Here is a 16,379-nt window from a genome sequence, read left to right on the forward strand (position 1 = left end):
ACGAATCCGAAGCTCGGGACAACCATCACGAACAAGGAGGACCGATGCGACACGCCCGACTGCGCGCGGCCGAACACGACACGTTGCTGGCCGATGCCGCGCGGCTGCTGAACCGCAGCGCGCTGCTGCTCGCCGGCTCGGTGCTCGCCGACAGTGGCGTCGAGCACTATCGCGGCACGATCCACAACCGCGCGATGATCGCGCCGCTGGTGGCGTCGACGTTGTCGGTGCTCGCGAGCGTGCACGGCCACGCCGACGACACGCCCGAACGCCACCGGCTGCGCGACGCGGTGCACGTGGCGTCGGCCGCCGTGGGCATCGCCGGGGCGGCGTTCCATGCGTACAACGTGACGAAGCGGCCGGGCGGGTTCAGCTGGCACAACCTGTTCTACGGTGCGCCGCTCGGCGCTCCGTTCGCACTGCTGCTGTCGGGCATGCTCGGCGCGGCCGGGGAACGGCTGCGCGCGTGCCCGGCCGACGCCCCGCGCCTCGCCGGGTTGCCGGCCGGCCGTGCACTGGCCGGCCTGGTCGCCGCGGGGCTCGTCGGCACGCTCGGCGAAGTCGGGTTGCTGCATTTTCGCGGCGCGTTCCAGCATCGCGCGATGTTCATGCCGCTCGTCGTGCCGCCCGTGGCCGCGCTGACGGCCGCGCACCTCGCACTGTCGCCGCCGATCGGCGACCGGCGTTTCTGCCGCTGGTCGATGCGCGCGACGGCCGTGCTCGGCTTCGTCGGCGTCGCGTTTCATGCGCGCGGCATCTCACGCCAGATGGGCGGCTGGCGCAACTGGTCGCAGAACCTGCTGTCGGGGCCGCCGCTGCCGGCGCCGCCGAGCTTCACCGCGCTCGCGATCGCCGGTCTCGCCGCGACGGCGCTCGCCGAACGGGAGGCGCGATGAAACCGGCGAACGACAAGGCCGTCGCGCTGCCGCGCTATTCCGGATACGACGTGATGGCCAAGCGCGACACGCCATCGTGGAACGACGCGACGCGCCGCGCGATCGACGCACGGCTGCGCGTCGCCGCGACCGCGCCGCGCCATCTCGATGCCACGCGGTTCGCGACGCTCGACGCGCTGTGCGCGCGCATCGTGCCGCAGCAGCAAGGCGGCGCCTGCACGGTGCCGACCGCCGCGCTGATCGATGCACGGCTCGCGGCCGACGAAGGCGACGGCTATCGCGATGCGCGTCTGCCGCCGCTGCGTGCCGCGTGGCATACGGGGCTCGCCGCGCTCGACGCGATGGCGCGCCATGCGCACGATCGCCCGTTCGCGTCGCTCGACGGGAACGCGGCCGATGCGCTGCTGCGTGCGATCCAGCACGGCATGATCGACCGGCAGGTCGAATCGGCGTGGGCCGGGATGGATCCACGCACGTTTTTCGCGAAGCGCGTGCTGATGGACCTCTGCGGCGCGTACTACAGCCACCCGTTCGCATGGAACGAGATCGGCTTCGGCGGGCCGGCGAGCCCGCGCGGCTACGTGCGGATGGATTTCAACCGGCGCGACCCGTGGGAAGCGCGCGTGGACGGGGAGGGCGATCGGGATGGCCGCTGACGATCCGCTGTCCGCCAGCGAGCCGCGCGGCCGCGACGGTCGCGCACCCGATCCGCTGCGTGTCGGCGGCTGGTCGCCGATGCGGATGTTCCGCGACGACGAGCCGGTTGATTTCGTGATCGTCGGCACTGGGGCCGGCGGCGGCACGCTCGCGTGCCGGCTCGCCGAACACGGCTTTTCGGTCGTCGCGCTCGATGCGGGCGCATGGTGGCGGCCGCTCGAGGAATTCGCATCGGACGAGTCGCACCAGCACAAGCTGTTCTGGACCGACGAGCGGATCTGCGACGGCGCCGATCCGCTGACGCTCGGCACCAACAACAGCGGCCGCGCGGTGGGCGGCAGCACCGTCCACTTCGCGATGGTGTCGTTGCGCTTTCGGCCCGAGTGGTTCCGCTCGCGCACGGCGCTGGGCTACGGCGTCGACTGGCCGCTCGACTGGCGCGAGATGTGGCGCTACTACCGCGAGGTCGAGCAGGCGCTGAAGATCAGCGGGCCGGTGCGCTACCCGTGGGGCCCGCCGCGCCCGCGCTATCCGTATCGTGCGCACGAACTCAACGCGGCCGCGCTCGTGCTCGCGCGCGGCGCGGAGGCACTCGGCATCGACTGGACGCCGACGCCGCTCGCGACGCTGTCCGCGCCGCGCGGCCGCGCACATCCGTGCGTGTATCGCGGCTTCTGCATTACCGGTTGCGCGACGAACGCGAAGCAGAGCGCGCTCGTCACGTGGATTCCGCGCGCGGTCGCGGCCGGCGCCGAAGTGCGCGATCTCGCGATGGCATTGCGGATCGAGGCGCAAGGCGACCGCGTGACGGGCGTGCACTACCGGCGCGACGGGCGCACGCATTTCCAGCGCGCGCGCAACGTCGTGGTCGCGGGTTACGCGATCGAGACGCCGCGGTTGCTGCTGCTGTCGGCGACCGGACGCCATCCGCAAGGGCTCGCGAACAGCTCGGGCCTCGTGGGCCGCTACATGATGGCGCAACTGAACCAGGCATCGTGGGGAACGATGGACGACGAGGTGCGCTGGTACAAGGGGCCGCCGTCGCTGTCGATCACCGAGCACTGGAACTACGCGGACGAAGGCAAGGATTTCTTCGGCGGCTACTGCTGGATGAGCCAGGGGCCGCTGCCGATCGAATGGGCGCGCAAGCTCGCCGGGCGCGGGTTGTGGGGTGACGCGCTGAAGCGCGAAATGGCGCGCTACAACTTCCAGGCCGGACTGAAGATCGTCGGCGAGACGCTGCCGCGCGCCGACAACCGCGTGACGCTCGCCGACGAGCGCGACGCGTTCGGGCTGCCGATCGCGCGTGTCACCTATTCGTACGACGACAACGACCGCCGGATGATGCGTCACGCATTCGCGCAGATGGGACGTTCGCTGGAAGCCGCCGGTGCGCGCGACATCTGGCACGAGCAGGACGATACCTGTCATCTCGCGGGCACCGCGCGGATGGGCGACGACCCGGCGACGAGCGTCGTCGATGCCGACTGCCGCAGCTGGGACATCCCGAACCTGTGGGTCTGCGACGGTTCGGTGTTTCCGACCGTCGGCGGCGTGAATCCGTCGCTGACGATCCAGGCGATCGCCTGCCGCACGGCCGATCGCATCCGCGCGCTCGTCGCGCGCGGCGACGCGCATGCGCGCGCACGGTGGCGGTAGGGCCTTCCGCCATACGGTTTCCCGCCATGCACCTGCCGTTCAATCATCCAGGAGTCACGACATGGACGTTTTCATTCGCCGCCCGGCCCGCGCGACCCGGCACTGCGCCGCGTGCGTGCTGCTGGCCGTCTCCGCGGCCGCAGCCGTATCGCCGGCCTGGGGCCAACTGCGCCCGCCCGACACCGCGCACGTGCCCGACACGTCGACACAGGCGTACAAGCGCGCGGATAGCAAGATGATGGATGCGATGGAGGGCGCGCGATACACCGGCGACGCCGATCGCGATTTCGTGTCGCATATGGCGCCGCATCACCAGGGAGCGATCGACATGGCGCAGGTCGAGCTGAAGTACGGCAAGGACCCCACGCTGCGGCAACTCGCGACGCGCATCGTCGCCGCGCAGCGCGACGAGATCGCGTTGATGGAGCGCTGGCAGAAGGAACATGGCGCGAAGCCGTGAGTGCGGGCCATCATCAGGGCCACCGATATCGGCAGTTGAGCGGCGACGCAGCACGTGCGCGCCAAGGCGCGGGCATGACCGACGATGGGCGCCGCAATCGGGCGGGCGAGACCCGGATGTGCGATCTCTAGATCGCAACTAACGGTCAATCGCATTCCCGCCCACGACACGGATGCGCGCGCGACGCAACGGCGCCGTGTCGCCCGACGCTCATGCATTGACTGCGCTTGCAGCGGGCGGCCGGATCCCGTACCGCGTCATTCCCGCCCCGTCAACGATGCCCACCAGCTTTCACGCTCGGCGTTCCGGTTGCCGACGGCGTTCAGCGAACGCGGAATTTTCAAGCACTTGTCATTTCGATCGCACGGTTGCAGCGTGGGTCAAGCGCTCCGGATGTCGCACGGGCGGGTGCGCAGCGCCGCGGCGGCGCCGGCACCGCGAGGAACGGCACATGCTGCGGGGGCGACGAAGCCCGGCGGTTCCGGGTATCGACTATGGTGCTCTCATGACTTCCAGAACTCGCTCGATCAATCCGTTGTTGAATCTCGCGGTGGCCGTTGCGTGCGGCGCGGCGGCGATGTACTTCCTCGATCCGGCATCCGGCCGGCGGCGCCGCGCGTACGTGCGGGACAAGGCCGCCGCAAGCCGGCACGGCGTGGTCGACTACGCGAATGCGCAGGCCAAGCGCGCGGCCGACCATGGGCGCGGCGCGATCGCGGGACTGCGTGCCGACTGGCTCGCGGGCGACGCGAACGACGCTCAGGTCACCGAACGCGTGCGTGCCGCGCTGGGCCATCTGGTCGGGCATCCGCGCGACGTCGACGTGACCGTCGAGCACGGGCATGTGCGCCTGAGCGGGCAGGTGGACGAAGCGGAACGGCATGCTGTCGTCGACGGTGTGGCCGCGCTGCGCGGCGTGCACACCGTCGAGGACGCGATGGGCGCGCGCAGTGAATACAAGGTGCCGCCCGGCGGCCAGATGCACTGACGCCGCCATCGGCCGCGCGCCGACGGGCCCGGCAAACGCGGTAAACGACGCACGACACGAATTCGGCGCGCGCGCGGCTGTCTCCACGTCGGCCACGCCGCGCCTCATCCGGAGAACAGCTGATGTCCGATCGCCCGATTTCCGCCACGACGCCTCCGCCACCGGAGCCCGATGCGCACCACGCGCTCGAAAGCCTGCTGGGCAGCCTCCACCGCCATGGCTTCCTGCGTTTCGCGAACGAAGTCGTCAGCGCGAATGCGCAGATGGCCGAGACGTTCGTCGACGCGTTCGACAAGCCCGGCATGCAAAGTGGCGTGCAGAATCTCGCCGCGCTGCTGATGGCGCTGTCGCGCATCCCGCCGGAGCAGTTCGGCAGGGCCGTGTTCGCGGCCGCCGATGCACTGCATCACGTCGGCGCGTGGAAGCCGGACGAGCACGAGCACGTCGCGCCCGGCGTGCGCGGCGCGTACCGGCTGCTGCACGACGAAGCGCTGTGGGATGCGCTGACGCCGCTGCTCGAAGCGTTGAAGGTGTTCGCCCAAGGGCTCGCGCGCGCGCCGCACAATCCGGCGAGCCCGTCGGTCAGCGAGCGGCCGACCGGCGCGTGACCGTGGCGAGCGTGGGCCGGCCGGGCTGCCCGCAAAGCGCCGAGAGCTGATGCACGATGCGCTGCGTCGGCGTGCTCGCCGGCCAGCGCGCGACCGCGTCGAAGCCGACCCAGCGGCATAGCGCGATCTCGTGGCCGGGGTACGCATGGCGACCGGGCGGCATGCGCGCGGCGAAGACGTGATGACGCTTCACGCTGCCGTCCACGAAGAAGAAATACGCGAGCTCGAGATCGGCGAGTCCCGTTTCCTCCTGTAATTCGCGACGCGCGGCGTCGAGCGCCGATTCGCCGCGCCGGATCACGCCGCCCGGCAGCGTCCAGCGCGACGACGAGCGGCGCGCGACCAGCAATACCCGATCATTGCGATGGCACACGATCGTCGCGCGCTCCTTCGCAAGCGGCGCGAGCGGCACCGCGCGCACCGGGAAGTCGGCCGGATCGGGAAGTGTCATGTCCAGCGAGTGACGAGTAAGGGTGCGGTCCATGACCCCATCGAGCAACGGGCGTGCCCGCGCCGCATCGCCGTATCTTCGCGGATGCGACGCAGGCGACCCGATGCGCACGCTGCGAATACGCCGGTGCCGCTCAGCGTTTGGCCGGTGGGACGTTGCCCGGCGGCGCCGGGCTGTCGCGCGGCGCGCCTGCGCCAAGCTCGGCTCCCGTCACCGGATCGCAGCGCGGGTCGGACGCGAGTCGCCGCGCCATCGCTTCGAGCGCCTGCGACTGCTGCGGCTCCACTGCACCCTTCGCGGCGCCGTCGCCGCCGTCGACGGCCGGCTCGCCGCGCCGAACCGCGAGCGAGTCGCCGCGATTCCACGGGCCCGGCACCGGCTCGCCATCCTGCATCCGGAAGTACACGCGGTCGAACGGGGGCTTCGGCGGAAGCTTGCCCGGCGGGAAATTGCCGGTGATCGCGTACAGCGCCTTCTCGAACGACACCTGGTGCGAGACCTCGCGCGTCATCAGGAAACCCAGTGCGTCGCGGATGCCCGGATCGTCCGTCACGTTGATGAGCCGCTCGTAGATGATCTTCGCGCGCGCTTCGGCCGCGATGTTCGAGCGCAGGTCGGCCGTCGGTTCGCCGATCGTGTCGATGTACGCGGCCGACCACGGCACGCCGCCCGAATTGGTCAGCGGCGCGCCTGAGCCGTACAGCACCTGCGTCACGTGACTGTCGTTACCCGCGCCGTGCAGCTTGCGGTAGAGCTCGACCTGTTCGTCGACGGCTTCGGCGAGCTCGCCCTTCGCGCCCCGGTTCAGCATCGCGGCCATCGAGCCGATGACTTCGAGATGGCTCAGTTCCTCGGTCGCGATGTCGAGCAGCATGTCCGTGCGGCCGGGATCCTCTTCGGTGATCGCCTGCGTGAAATAGCGCATCGCGGCGGCGAGTTCGCCCTGGGGGCCGCCGAACTGTTCCAGCAGCAGGTTGGCGAGCCCCGGATTCGGCGCACCGACGCGCACCGTGTACTGAAGCCGTGCGTTGTGGATGAACATGAAACCTCCGTGTTGAGAAATGAACGACACCTGCGACGGAGGCCGAGCACGAGGCGCGCCCGCGGTGGTGCGGCGAAGCGAGGCCGCGTTCCGCACGCTTCGGGGAGAGAGGCCCGATGCTCGCGGGCGCATGGCGACATTGCTGCCGTGCATTGGTCATGTCGGGTCATGTCGGGCGCGACGCGTGCGCCCGCGATTTTTCAACGCGTTGTCATTTCTGCGCGGCCGGACGGCATGGACGATGCCCGGCTAGCGCGTGTCGCGGCGCGCTGACGCGTCGGGCAACGGCGCTGGCCGGCGCTCATCGGGCGCTTGCGGCTTGCCTTCTGCGGGATCGCGCGCGCTGCGTGGCGGCGCCGTGTCCGTGCCGCGTCGCTTGCCTTCCGGGCCAGGCGTGCTGTCGCCGCGGTCCTGTCCTTGCGAATCGGTGTCGAGCGAAGACGATCGTTTCATCGGGTTGCCTGTCATGGTGATCGGATTGCGATTGCCACGCATCGCTCGTGCCGGCTGCATCCGGCAAGCTGCGTGAGCGCCGGGCGCGCCGCTTGCTTGCCTGCGCGCTTGAGGCCGGCGCGTGCAATACCGCACGCGGACGCTGCCCGGAGCGATATTTCATGCCCGATGCGACCCTGTTCCCGATGCCCGTCCATGAGCGATTGCGCGTCGCGTTCCGGCGCACGTTCATGGCGGGACGATACGGCAGTCGGACGGGGCCGGTACGTTTTTCGACACTGTGTCCAGCACCGGACGCGGCACGGGCCATGTCCGGCGCATCGACCGCGTTTGCGCGCCCGACCGTCTACCGCGCGGGCGACGGCAACGCCGACGCAGGCAACGGCGGCAGCGTCGGGCAACGTCGCCATGACGAGCGAAACACCGATGCACCGGGCGGCGGCGGAGGCGACGGTCATCCGCGCGACGATCGCGGCGGCCGCACCGGCGGCGATGGCGACAATGGCGAAGGCGCGCGCAAGCGGCCCGGCAGGAAGCCGCTGATCATCCTCGGCGCGGTGCTGTTCGTGCTGGTGATCGCGGGGATCGTCTGGTGGCTCGCGACGCGCGACCAGGTAAGCACCGACGATGCGTACACCGACGGCAATGCGGTGGCCATAGCGCCCCACGTCTCCGGTTACGTGACGCGGCTCGCGGTCGACGACAACACGTACGTGCATCGCGGCGACGTGCTCGTCGAGATCGATCCGCGCGACTATCGCGCACAGGTCGACGCGGCGCGCGCGCAGCTCGGACTGGCGCAGGCCCAGCTCGATGCATCGCGCGTGCAGCTCGACATCGCGCATGTCCAGTTTCCGGCGCAGTACCGGCAGGCCCGCGCACAGATCGAATCGGCGGAAGCCGCGTACCGTCAGGCGCTCGCCGCGCAGGAACGGCAACGCGCGGTCGATGCGCGTGCGACGTCGCAGCAGGCGATCGACGCGGCCGACGCGCAGCGTGCGAGCGCCGATGCGAACGTCGCGATGGCCCAGGCGCAGGCGCGTACCGCGAGCCTCGTGCCGCAACAGATCCGGCAAGCCGAAACGGCCGTCGAGGAGCGCCGCCAGCAGGTGCTCCAGGCGCGTGCGCAACTCGACACGGCCGACCTGAATCTGTCGTACTGCGAACTGCGAGCATCGTCCGACGGCTGGGTCACGCGCAGGAACGTGCAACTGGGCTCATACCTGCAGGCGGGTACGTCGATCTTTTCGATCGTCACGCCGCGTATCTGGATCACCGCGAACTTCAAGGAGTCGCAACTGGAGCGGATGCGTATCGGCGATCGCGTCGACGTGTCGGTCGACGCGTATCCCGATCTCGATCTGCACGGCCACGTCGACAGCATCCAGCTCGGCAGCGGCGCGCATTTCTCCGCATTCCCGGCCGAGAATGCGACCGGCAACTTCGTGAAGATCGTGCAGCGCGTGCCCGTGAAGATCGTCCTCGACGGTCCGCCGCCGCGCAATCCGCCGCTCGGTCTCGGCTTGTCGGCCGAACCGACCGTGCACCTTAAATGACCGGCCGCCGCGCGATGGCCCGCCATCACCGGAGCGATCCGATGCACGACATCCATACGCTCGTCTCGTCACGCGGGGCCGGCCGATGAACCGGCCGCCGGACCGACCGGTATCGTCCGGTGCATGGCGGCCGGCCGCGAACCCGTGGGTCGTCGCGATCGTCGTCACGCTCGCCGCGTTCATGGAAGTGCTCGACACGACGATCGTGAACGTCGCGCTGCCGCATATCGCCGGCACGATGTCCGCGAGCTACGACGAGGCGACCTGGACGCTCACGTCGTATCTCGTCGCGAACGGCATCGTGCTGCCGATTTCGGGGTTCTTCGGGCGGCTGCTCGGCCGCAAGCGCTACTTCGTGCTGTGTATCGCCGCATTCACCGTATGCTCGTTCCTGTGCGGCGTCGCGACCAATCTCGGCGAACTGATCGTGTTCCGCGTGCTGCAGGGGCTGTTCGGCGGCGGGCTGCAGCCGAACCAGCAATCGATCATCCTCGACACGTTTCCTCCCGAACAGCGCAACCGCGCGTTCTCGATCTCGGCGATCGCGATCGTCGTCGCGCCGGTGCTCGGGCCGACACTCGGCGGCTGGATCACCGATCATTTCTCATGGCGTTGGGTGTTCCTGCTCAACGTGCCGATCGGCGCGTTGACCGTGCTCGCGGTGATGCAGCTCGTCGAGGATCCGCCGTGGCGTCGTGGTGCCGAGCGCGGCATTTCCGTCGACTACATCGGCATCGGGCTGATCGCGATCGGGCTCGGCTGCCTGCAGGTCATGCTCGACCGTGGCGAAGACGACGACTGGTTCGGCTCGAACTTCATCCGCATCTTCGCGGCGCTGTCCGCACTCGGGTTGATCGGCGCGACGATGTGGCTGCTGCGCGCAAGGAAACCGGTGGTCGATCTGTCGTGCCTGCGCGACCGCAATTTCGCACTCGGCTGCGTGACGATCGCGACGTTCGCGGCCGTGCTGTACGGCAGCGCGGTGATCGTGCCGCAGCTCGCGCAGCAGCACCTCGGCTATACGGCGACGCTCGCGGGCCTCGTGCTCTCGCCCGGCGCGCTGCTGATCACGATGGAAATTCCGATCGTGAGCCGCCTGATGCCGCACGTGCAGACGCGCTATCTGGTCGGCTTCGGTTTCGTGCTGCTGTCGGGCGCGCTGATCTATTCGCGGACGCTGGTGCCGAACATCGACTACAAGCACCTGGTGATGATCCGCTGCGCGCAGTCGCTCGCGATCGGCTTCATGTTCGTACCGATCACGACGCTCGCGTATCTGACCGTGCCGCAGCGGCTCAACGACGACGCGTCGGCGCTGTTCACGATGTTCCGCAACGTCGCGGGCTCGATCGGCATCTCGGTGTCGACAGCGCTGATCCGGGAGCGCACGCAGGCGCGCTTGGCGCACCTGTCCACGCACATGTCGCCGCTGTCGCAGAACTTTCAGGAGGCGCTGCAAGAGCATGCACGCACGATCCGCGCGCTGTCGGGCGCATCGTCGCCGGCTGCGCTCCAGACCGCCACCGGCCGGTTGTACGAGACGTTCATCTCGCAGGCGACGATCCTCGCGTATATCGACGTGTTCGCGATCCTCGCGGTGTTCTGTGCGTTCAGCATTCCGCTGACGTTCCTGTTCTCGCCGGTGAAGGCTGCACGCGGCGCGGGAGGGCATTGAGGATGACGAATCATCGAAAGAGCGGTCGCCGCCGACATTCGCCGCAAGCGCGCGGTATCGCGGCGATGCTCGCAGCCTGCGCGGCACTCGCGGGCTGCACCGTCGGGCCGGACTTCAAGCCGCCGCATGCGGAGGTGCCGGCGAACTGGCACGACCTGCAGGTACCGGTATCGGCCGCTTCGGGCGCATCGGCGGCTTCGACGCCCGGCGCATCCACGCCGTCGTCGCCGGTGACCAGCGCCGATCCCGACCCACGCTGGTGGCGTGCGTTCGGCGACCCGCTGCTCGACCGGCTCGTCGAGCGCGCCGCGCAGGACAACCTCGGCGTGCAGGCCGCCGTGCTGCGCATCGCGCAGGCACGGGCGCAGGTGCGCGCGGCGGCTGCGCAGGGCTTGCCCAACGTGCGTGCGAGCGCGAGCTACCAGCGCGAGCAGTTGGGCCTGAAGGGCATCATCGAGGAACAGGGCATCGACCAGCGCGTCGATCGCCTTGGCGCGCCGGGTTCGCCGCTCGACCGGTACGGCCCGGGCACCGGCGCGCGCGTGCAGCAGGGCGCGCGGGGCGCGATCGATGGCCTCGAGGCGCCGGTCAACCTGTGGCAGGCCGGATTCGACGCATCGTGGGAACTCGACCTGTTCGGGCGCGTGCGTCGCTCGGTCGAATCGGCCGGTGCGCAGGCAAGCGCTGCTGTCGCGAGCCGCGACGACGCGCTGCTGTCGCTCGAGGCCGAAGTCGCGCAGACCTATCTGCAACTGCGCGGCGCCGAAGCGCAGCGCGCGCTGGCCGACGAGCTCCAACGCGCGCAGCGCGATCTGCTCGACCTTACGCGCGAGCAGGCCGCGCACGGCCTTGCGAGCGATCTGGACGTACGCAGCGCCGACGCGCGGCTCGCACAGATCCGCGCGCAACTGCCGCAGTTCGACCAGCAGATCGCGCTGCTGCGCAATGGTCTCGCGTATCTGGTCGGAGGGCCGCCAGGTGCGCTCGACGACTGGTTCGACGTGCCGCGCGCATTGCCGGGCGTGCCGCCCGCCGTGCCGGTCGGACTGCCGTCGACGCTTGCGCGCCGGCGGCCCGACATCCGCCGCGCGGAGGCCGACCTTCACGCGGCGACCGCCGACGTCGGCGTCGCCGTCGCGCAGTTCTATCCGGACATCTCCCTGACGGGGCAGGTCGGCCTGCGCGCGTCGCACGTTCGCGAACTCGCGCACTGGTCCCATCTGTTTTATGCGTTCGGGCCGGCCGTGTCGCTGCCGATTTTTTCAGGCGGGCAACTCGTGTCGAACCTGCGGCTGTCGCAGGCGCGGCAGGCCGAAGCGGCGCTTGCGTACCGGCAGGCGGTGCTCGTCGCACTGCGCGACGTCGACAATGCGCTGGCCGTGTATCGCACCGACCAGACGCGCGCAGCCGCGCTCGACGATGCCGTGAAGGCGGAGCGGAGCGCGCTGGAACTCGCGCGCGATCGTTACCGGAAGGGATTGTCGCCGTTTCTCGACGTGCTCGATGCCGAGCGGCAATGGTCGGAGGGGCGGCAGCAGGCGGTGCAGGGTGCGTTGCAGACGACGACCGATCTGGTCGCGCTGTACAAGGCGCTGGGCGGCGGATGGCGCACGACCGGCCCGGCGCCGGGCACGGCTACGGTCGGGGCGACGTCGCTACCGGCGCAGACGGGCCACGCGCCTTAGCCGTGACGAAGCGGCCCGCGTGCGACGTCGCGCTTACCGGCATGCGCGCGAAAACAGGAGCGAATCGGCGTCGTTGAAGCGAATCTGAACCGGATCGGCATATCCGGCCCGCTGCGCGACGCGGATCGACGCGACGTTGGTCGGCGCGATCAGGCACACGCTGCGCTCGAACCGATGCTGCGCATCGAGCCAGCCGAGCGCATGCGACAACGCCTCGGTCGCATAGCCCTTGCCGTGCGCCCAGCTCGCGAGCGCCCAGCCGGCTTCCGGCACGCCGCGAATCGACGGCTCGACCGCGCGGTGAAAGTCTGCGAAGCCGAGATCGCCGACGTAGCGGCCCGACGTCTTCTCGCGAATCGCCCAATAGCCGTAGCCGAGCAGCGGCCACAGCCCGCGATACGCGAGCAGTCGCATCCACGAATCGCGCGGCGCCGACGGCTTGCCGTTGAAGATGTGTGCGACGACGGTCGGCTCGGTCCACATCGCGGCGAGCGCGTCGAAGTCGCCGAGCGGGTGGCCTTCGAGAATCAGGCGGGGGGTGTCGAGAACCGGCGGGGACGTGACGGGCGGCTCGGCGCTGAGTGTCATCGGGCGTTCCATGAGGAAAGGAAGGCGGCGCGGTGCACCGCGTTTGGGCCCCGTACGATACCGCGGAAACCGCGGTGCGGGCGCAAATCCCCATATGAGGCGAGGGATGCGATCGCATCGTCCGGCTTGCCTTCGTCCGATGATCGCGGCACGGGCCGGCGGCCGCGTGGCGGCATCGCGCCCGTGCCTGCCGGTTTCTACTTGCGGCTTTTCAGGAAGCTGCGTCCGTGCGCGGTGATCGATGCACCGGATCGGCCGTTCGCGGCATGGCTGACGAAGCCCGCGCCGACGAGTTCCTGTTCGACCGACCAGCCGAGCGCCGGCGCATCGCGGCCGTAGCGCACATCGGCGAGGCGCTCGAGCGCCCAGATCGCGGAGGCCGACAGGTTGGGGGTGTTGGACGTGACGTTGTCGTTCATCGCTTCCTCGGAGAGTGGTGATTCAGGGTGAACGGCACGAGGCCGTGGGGTCGGGCGATGCAGCGTCATCCCGCCTGCAGCAACGGCAGCAGCGCCTGGAGCGCGGCGTCCTCGTCGGGGCCGGTGGCGAGCACCTGCGCGGACGTGCCGCCATGCATCTGTAGCGCCGCGATGGCCGTCGCGTCCTTCGCGCTGCCGCTGAGCCCGTTGGCGAGCAGCAGGATGTCGCTGTCGAAGCGATGTGCCGCCGCGACGATCGCGTCACGCGACGCGATCGCACGGCCGCGATTCCAGGCGGGGCCGATCTCAACGTAGACGACGGTTGCCACGATGCGGATCAGCCTCGGGGAAAGTCGCCGGAACGGCGTGCAACGGCCGGCCGGCGGCACGGCAGGACCGCGCGGAGCGCGGTTTCCCGACGGGGCGCCGGGTGTTGTACACCAGGCATCGGTGCATCATTCATCTCGAACATGTCGACATCCTCAGTGAAACCGCCATCAAGTCCGGCGAATGATCGAAAGTTGACGATTATAATACGGCAACGTGTTTATGTGTATTGCATTATAATGTAGTGTGCGCGACGTGCTGCCCGGTCGATTTGTCGACGTGGCCGTATGTCGCGCGGTCCGGCCACGTGCTTGCGTGCCCGGCATTTTTTTATCGATTGACCTGAACTCCCACCGAATGGATGCTGCAATGAACGCCGCCCCCGCCTGCCCGCAATGCGCGATGGAAAACACCTACCCGGATGGCGCACTGACCGTGTGCGCGGACTGCGGCCATGAATGGTCGGCCGGCGCCGGCGCCGAAGCGGGCGACGAACCGGCGGGCGACGTCATCAAGGACGCGAATGGCAATGTGCTGTCGGACGGCGATTCGGTCGTGCTGATCAAGGACTTGCGCGTGAAGGGCTCGTCGATCACGCTGAAGATGGGCACCAAGGTGAAGAGCATCCGTCTCGTCGGCGGCGATCATGAAGTCGATTGCAAGACCGACATGGGCGGCTTCATGCTGAAGGCCTGCTACCTGAAGAAGGTATGACCGCACGCGGTACGAGCGACTCTCCGATCAACCGGGCCTGTCGAGCATGAGCGAGGATCGAATTTCCTATGACGCGTTCCTGCAGTTCCTGGCGGCGCCGTTGAACGACGGCCGTCCGTTCGTGCTCGAGACGAAGCACGCGGTGTCGCTGCACTTCGACCACTTCGGCACGCAGAGCTTCATGTCGCTGAAGGATCCGGTCAGGCTCGAACTCGGCTATACGCGGGTGATGATGGGTTTCCTGCTGCTGCAGCCGACGCCCGCGCGCATCTGCATGATCGGGCTCGGCGGCGGATCGCTGGCGAAGTACTGCTATCGGCACCTGCCCGACACGGCGATCGACGCGGTCGAGATCAACCCGGACGTGATCGCGCTGCGCGATGTGTTCAGGATTCCGCAAGACGACGCGCGCTTCGTGGTGATCTGCGCGGACGGCGCCGACTACGTCGAAAGGCCGGACGTCCAGGCGGACGTGATCCTGCACGACGCGTTCGTCGCCGATGGCATGCCGGGCCGCTGCACGGGCACCGCGTTTCTCGACGCGTGCCGCGCGCGGTTGAGCGAATCGGGTGTGCTCGCGATCAACTTCATGGACGACGATCCGGCGTTGCCGCGGCATCTGGAGCAACTGCGCGCGGTGTTCGACGATTCGTGCACGCTGGTGCCGTGCGGCGACGACAACAACTTCATCGCGTTCGCGTGGAAGAATGGCAATCCGCTACCGTCGCTGCGCATCCTGCTCGAACGCGCGCTGGGATTCGGCTCGGCGGGGGCGCTCAAGCTGTCTTCCACCGCTCGGCGCATGAAGGCTGGGGAGTGCATCGATCCCGCGCGGCTCGTCTGGCGCGCGCGCGAACATCCACGGTGGGAAATCTGCGCCTGACGGCGCGGCGGGTTCGACCGCGCTAACTTCGTCCCTTACTTCAACCGCTTGCCGAGCGCGCTCTTGGTCTTGTACGTGACGCCGTGTTTGTCGAGATACTCGCGGATCAACTGACGCACGACTTGCGACGGCGTGAGGTCCTGCTCCGCGCAGAGCATTTCGAACGCTTCTTTTTTGGCGGGATCGATCAGGACGGTCAGGCGGGCGGTTTTCGTTTCCATCGGGATGGCAGGGGTGGTCGATATGTTAATCAAATTATAATCCATCCGCCTTCGGCGCCATGTCCGGCTGTGTCATGCCGGGTCGTGCGCCGGCGCACGAGCCATGTGAGCAGGTCGTCTCGCGGGCAGGCGACGGACGGCGTGGTGGACTCGTAGCCGTCATGCTCGAAGCCGATCGCGCCGACGAAGATCGACGCGAGCACCGTCGCGTGAACCCTCGGTTACGATGCCGGTCGCGGGTGCGAGGGGGCTGCGCGGGCCGCACGCCCACGAGCCTCGGATTGCTCGAATCATATGGCAGGCATGATAACAACATTATCATTATCTGTTGGTTGCATGAGGCTTTAAGTACAATATCGACCGGGGCTGCCTGCGCCGGCTTGCCCGAGCGGTTCCGTCGTCCACGCGGCGTGCGTGCACCGTCACTGCGGCGCTGCCCGGTCGTCACTTCGCCTTTACTGCACAGTCCACTTCGCTATTCGCCTCATGACCCCGATCAAGTTCGTTCTCCGCTACACGGCGATTCCTTTCGCAGCCATCGTGGCCGTCGTGATGTGGGCGGTCGTGCCGTCGTCGAAAGAGGTCGACGCTCGGCAATATGCGGCGCTGTCGCGCGGATACGCGAGCTTTCCGCTACCGTTTCGACATGAGATATCGGAAGCGATGGAGCAGGGCCGGATCAGCGACCGGCGTTACCAGACGCTCGTACGCGATTCGCTGGGTAATGGCGTTGCGCTGGACTGGCCGGCGTCGGGCGTTGCCGACGTCGATGCCGAACGGCAAAGACTGGCCGAACTGCTGAAGGCCGATTCTGGCCTGGAGGAACATCAACAATGAAGATTGCGCTGGTTTCGGTGGCTTTCGTGATGATTATCGGAAGCCTGGTTTTCGCGCTGTATTTCATGAATCACGACCGGGGCGGCAGCAAGCGGATGGCGTGGTCGCTCGCGGCGCGCGTCGGGCTGTCGATCACGCTGTTCCTGTCGCTGCTGATCGCATATCGGCTTGGTTGGATCGAGCCGACGGGGCTGCCGATCGGACGGTGACGCGCGGCATTCGCGCTCGCCGCCGCGGCAAACGAGGTATTGCCGACTGGA

General features: G+C 68.6%; 20 protein-coding genes. 13 read left to right on the forward strand and 7 right to left on the reverse strand.

What is annotated here, in order from left to right; genetic code table 11:
* Window positions 1-44: 44 nt before the first annotated feature.
* From ACV22W_RS07615 to ACV22W_RS07640, 6 genes are all read left to right on the forward strand, one after another.
* Entirely contained in the window at window positions 45-896 is an 852-nt protein-coding gene (locus ACV22W_RS07615; protein WP_448018617.1) for a hypothetical protein, read from the forward strand.
* Window positions 893-1,552, forward strand: a complete 660-nt coding sequence (locus ACV22W_RS07620; protein WP_448018618.1) for a gluconate 2-dehydrogenase subunit 3 family protein — start codon at window positions 893-895, stop codon at window positions 1,550-1,552. Before ACV22W_RS07615 ends, ACV22W_RS07620 begins: the two co-directional genes overlap by 4 nt.
* Window positions 1,542-3,212, forward strand: coding sequence for a GMC family oxidoreductase (locus ACV22W_RS07625; protein ID WP_448018619.1), 1,671 nt, complete (start codon window positions 1,542-1,544; stop codon window positions 3,210-3,212). Before ACV22W_RS07620 ends, ACV22W_RS07625 begins: the two co-directional genes overlap by 11 nt.
* A 61-nt stretch (window positions 3,213-3,273) precedes the next feature.
* Window positions 3,274-3,672, forward strand: a complete 399-nt coding sequence (gene copM, locus ACV22W_RS07630; RefSeq protein WP_448018620.1) for a CopM family metallochaperone — start codon at window positions 3,274-3,276, stop codon at window positions 3,670-3,672.
* Window positions 3,673-4,177: 505 nt separating this feature from the next.
* The gene (locus ACV22W_RS07635; protein WP_448018621.1) at window positions 4,178-4,660 is read left to right on the forward strand and encodes a BON domain-containing protein; all 483 of its coding nucleotides are present in this window, start codon (window positions 4,178-4,180) and stop codon (window positions 4,658-4,660) included.
* Window positions 4,661-4,782: 122 nt separating this feature from the next.
* On the forward strand, window positions 4,783-5,268 hold the full coding sequence (locus ACV22W_RS07640; RefSeq protein WP_448018622.1) for a DUF1641 domain-containing protein: 486 nt from the start codon (window positions 4,783-4,785) through the stop codon (window positions 5,266-5,268).
* Here ACV22W_RS07640 and ACV22W_RS07645 read toward each other — a convergent pair.
* Both ACV22W_RS07645 and ACV22W_RS07650 read right to left on the reverse strand, forming a co-directional pair.
* On the reverse strand, window positions 5,243-5,719 hold the full coding sequence (locus ACV22W_RS07645; RefSeq protein WP_448018737.1) for an NUDIX hydrolase: 477 nt from the start codon (window positions 5,717-5,719) through the stop codon (window positions 5,243-5,245). The genes ACV22W_RS07640 and ACV22W_RS07645 overlap by 26 nt on opposite strands.
* A 133-nt stretch (window positions 5,720-5,852) precedes the next feature.
* Window positions 5,853-6,761 carry a manganese catalase family protein gene (locus ACV22W_RS07650; RefSeq protein WP_448018623.1) on the reverse strand — a complete coding sequence of 303 codons (909 nt, stop codon included), beginning with the start codon at window positions 6,759-6,761 and terminating at the stop codon, window positions 5,853-5,855.
* Between the two features lie 614 nt (window positions 6,762-7,375).
* Between ACV22W_RS07650 and ACV22W_RS07655 the strand changes: the two genes are divergently transcribed.
* The 3 genes from ACV22W_RS07655 (at window position 7,376) to ACV22W_RS07665 (ending at window position 12,130) form a co-directional block, all read left to right on the forward strand.
* The gene (locus ACV22W_RS07655; protein WP_448018624.1) at window positions 7,376-8,770 is read left to right on the forward strand and encodes an HlyD family secretion protein; all 1,395 of its coding nucleotides are present in this window, start codon (window positions 7,376-7,378) and stop codon (window positions 8,768-8,770) included.
* A gap of 85 nt (window positions 8,771-8,855) precedes the next feature.
* Window positions 8,856-10,445 (forward strand): DHA2 family efflux MFS transporter permease subunit, encoded by a 1,590-nt coding sequence (locus ACV22W_RS07660; protein ID WP_448018625.1) that lies wholly within the window; start codon window positions 8,856-8,858, stop codon window positions 10,443-10,445.
* Between the two features lie 2 nt (window positions 10,446-10,447).
* On the forward strand, window positions 10,448-12,130 hold the full coding sequence (locus ACV22W_RS07665; protein WP_448018626.1) for an efflux transporter outer membrane subunit: 1,683 nt from the start codon (window positions 10,448-10,450) through the stop codon (window positions 12,128-12,130).
* Between the two features lie 33 nt (window positions 12,131-12,163).
* Here the strand turns inward: ACV22W_RS07665 and ACV22W_RS07670 are convergent, their stop codons facing one another.
* From ACV22W_RS07670 to ACV22W_RS07680, 3 genes are all read right to left on the reverse strand, one after another.
* Complete coding sequence (locus ACV22W_RS07670) at window positions 12,164-12,718, reverse strand: GNAT family N-acetyltransferase (RefSeq protein WP_448018627.1); 555 nt, start codon at window positions 12,716-12,718, stop codon at window positions 12,164-12,166.
* A gap of 197 nt (window positions 12,719-12,915) precedes the next feature.
* Window positions 12,916-13,137 carry a hypothetical protein gene (locus ACV22W_RS07675; RefSeq protein WP_059536799.1) on the reverse strand — a complete coding sequence of 74 codons (222 nt, stop codon included), beginning with the start codon at window positions 13,135-13,137 and terminating at the stop codon, window positions 12,916-12,918.
* A 65-nt stretch (window positions 13,138-13,202) separates the two neighbouring features.
* Entirely contained in the window at window positions 13,203-13,466 is a 264-nt protein-coding gene (locus tag ACV22W_RS07680; protein WP_448018628.1) for an HPr family phosphocarrier protein, read from the reverse strand.
* Window positions 13,467-13,833: 367 nt separating this feature from the next.
* On the opposite strand from ACV22W_RS07680, the gene ACV22W_RS07685 reads away from it, so the two are divergent.
* Together ACV22W_RS07685 and ACV22W_RS07690 are read left to right on the forward strand one after the other, a co-directional pair.
* Window positions 13,834-14,178 carry a zinc ribbon domain-containing protein YjdM gene (locus ACV22W_RS07685; protein ID WP_448018629.1) on the forward strand — a complete coding sequence of 115 codons (345 nt, stop codon included), beginning with the start codon at window positions 13,834-13,836 and terminating at the stop codon, window positions 14,176-14,178.
* Between the two features lie 46 nt (window positions 14,179-14,224).
* Entirely contained in the window at window positions 14,225-15,061 is an 837-nt protein-coding gene (locus ACV22W_RS07690) for a spermidine synthase (RefSeq protein ID WP_448018630.1), read from the forward strand.
* A gap of 35 nt (window positions 15,062-15,096) precedes the next feature.
* Here the strand turns inward: ACV22W_RS07690 and ACV22W_RS07695 are convergent, their stop codons facing one another.
* Window positions 15,097-15,282 (reverse strand): ribbon-helix-helix protein, CopG family, encoded by a 186-nt coding sequence (locus tag ACV22W_RS07695; RefSeq protein ID WP_448018631.1) that lies wholly within the window; start codon window positions 15,280-15,282, stop codon window positions 15,097-15,099.
* Window positions 15,283-15,311: 29 nt separating this feature from the next.
* On the reverse strand, window positions 15,312-15,485 hold the full coding sequence (locus ACV22W_RS07700) for a hypothetical protein (RefSeq protein WP_448018632.1): 174 nt from the start codon (window positions 15,483-15,485) through the stop codon (window positions 15,312-15,314).
* Window positions 15,486-15,768: 283 nt separating this feature from the next.
* On the opposite strand from ACV22W_RS07700, the gene ACV22W_RS07705 reads away from it, so the two are divergent.
* Both ACV22W_RS07705 and ACV22W_RS07710 read left to right on the forward strand, forming a co-directional pair.
* On the forward strand, window positions 15,769-16,119 hold the full coding sequence (locus ACV22W_RS07705; protein ID WP_448018633.1) for a hypothetical protein: 351 nt from the start codon (window positions 15,769-15,771) through the stop codon (window positions 16,117-16,119).
* Window positions 16,116-16,328 carry a DUF2909 domain-containing protein gene (locus ACV22W_RS07710; RefSeq protein WP_059511443.1) on the forward strand — a complete coding sequence of 71 codons (213 nt, stop codon included), beginning with the start codon at window positions 16,116-16,118 and terminating at the stop codon, window positions 16,326-16,328. The genes ACV22W_RS07705 and ACV22W_RS07710 overlap by 4 nt, the downstream gene beginning before the upstream one ends.
* Window positions 16,329-16,379 lie beyond the last annotated feature (51 nt).

The sequence above is a fragment of the Burkholderia sp. AW49-1 genome, assembly GCF_053427845.1.

Bases quoted from the DNA above. Each gene is read 5' to 3' on its own strand.
- ACV22W_RS07615 (WP_448018617.1), top strand. From the start codon at position 45: ATGCGACACGCCCGACTGCGCGCGGCCGAACACGACACGTTGCTGGCC.
- ACV22W_RS07620 (WP_448018618.1), top strand. From the start codon at position 893: ATGAAACCGGCGAACGACAAGGCCGTCGCGCTGCCGCGCTATTCCGGA.
- ACV22W_RS07625 (WP_448018619.1), top strand. From the start codon at position 1,542: ATGGCCGCTGACGATCCGCTGTCCGCCAGCGAGCCGCGCGGCCGCGAC.
- copM (WP_448018620.1), top strand. From the start codon at position 3,274: ATGGACGTTTTCATTCGCCGCCCGGCCCGCGCGACCCGGCACTGCGCC.
- ACV22W_RS07635 (WP_448018621.1), top strand. From the start codon at position 4,178: ATGACTTCCAGAACTCGCTCGATCAATCCGTTGTTGAATCTCGCGGTG.
- ACV22W_RS07640 (WP_448018622.1), top strand. From the start codon at position 4,783: ATGTCCGATCGCCCGATTTCCGCCACGACGCCTCCGCCACCGGAGCCC.
- ACV22W_RS07645 (WP_448018737.1), bottom strand. From the start codon at position 5,719: ATGACACTTCCCGATCCGGCCGACTTCCCGGTGCGCGCGGTGCCGCTC.
- ACV22W_RS07650 (WP_448018623.1), bottom strand. From the start codon at position 6,761: ATGTTCATCCACAACGCACGGCTTCAGTACACGGTGCGCGTCGGTGCG.
- ACV22W_RS07655 (WP_448018624.1), top strand. From the start codon at position 7,376: ATGCCCGATGCGACCCTGTTCCCGATGCCCGTCCATGAGCGATTGCGC.
- ACV22W_RS07660 (WP_448018625.1), top strand. From the start codon at position 8,856: ATGAACCGGCCGCCGGACCGACCGGTATCGTCCGGTGCATGGCGGCCG.
- ACV22W_RS07665 (WP_448018626.1), top strand. From the start codon at position 10,448: ATGACGAATCATCGAAAGAGCGGTCGCCGCCGACATTCGCCGCAAGCG.
- ACV22W_RS07670 (WP_448018627.1), bottom strand. From the start codon at position 12,718: ATGACACTCAGCGCCGAGCCGCCCGTCACGTCCCCGCCGGTTCTCGAC.
- ACV22W_RS07675 (WP_059536799.1), bottom strand. From the start codon at position 13,137: ATGAACGACAACGTCACGTCCAACACCCCCAACCTGTCGGCCTCCGCG.
- ACV22W_RS07685 (WP_448018629.1), top strand. From the start codon at position 13,834: ATGAACGCCGCCCCCGCCTGCCCGCAATGCGCGATGGAAAACACCTAC.
- ACV22W_RS07690 (WP_448018630.1), top strand. From the start codon at position 14,225: ATGAGCGAGGATCGAATTTCCTATGACGCGTTCCTGCAGTTCCTGGCG.
- ACV22W_RS07695 (WP_448018631.1), bottom strand. From the start codon at position 15,282: ATGGAAACGAAAACCGCCCGCCTGACCGTCCTGATCGATCCCGCCAAA.
- ACV22W_RS07705 (WP_448018633.1), top strand. From the start codon at position 15,769: ATGACCCCGATCAAGTTCGTTCTCCGCTACACGGCGATTCCTTTCGCA.
- ACV22W_RS07710 (WP_059511443.1), top strand. From the start codon at position 16,116: ATGAAGATTGCGCTGGTTTCGGTGGCTTTCGTGATGATTATCGGAAGC.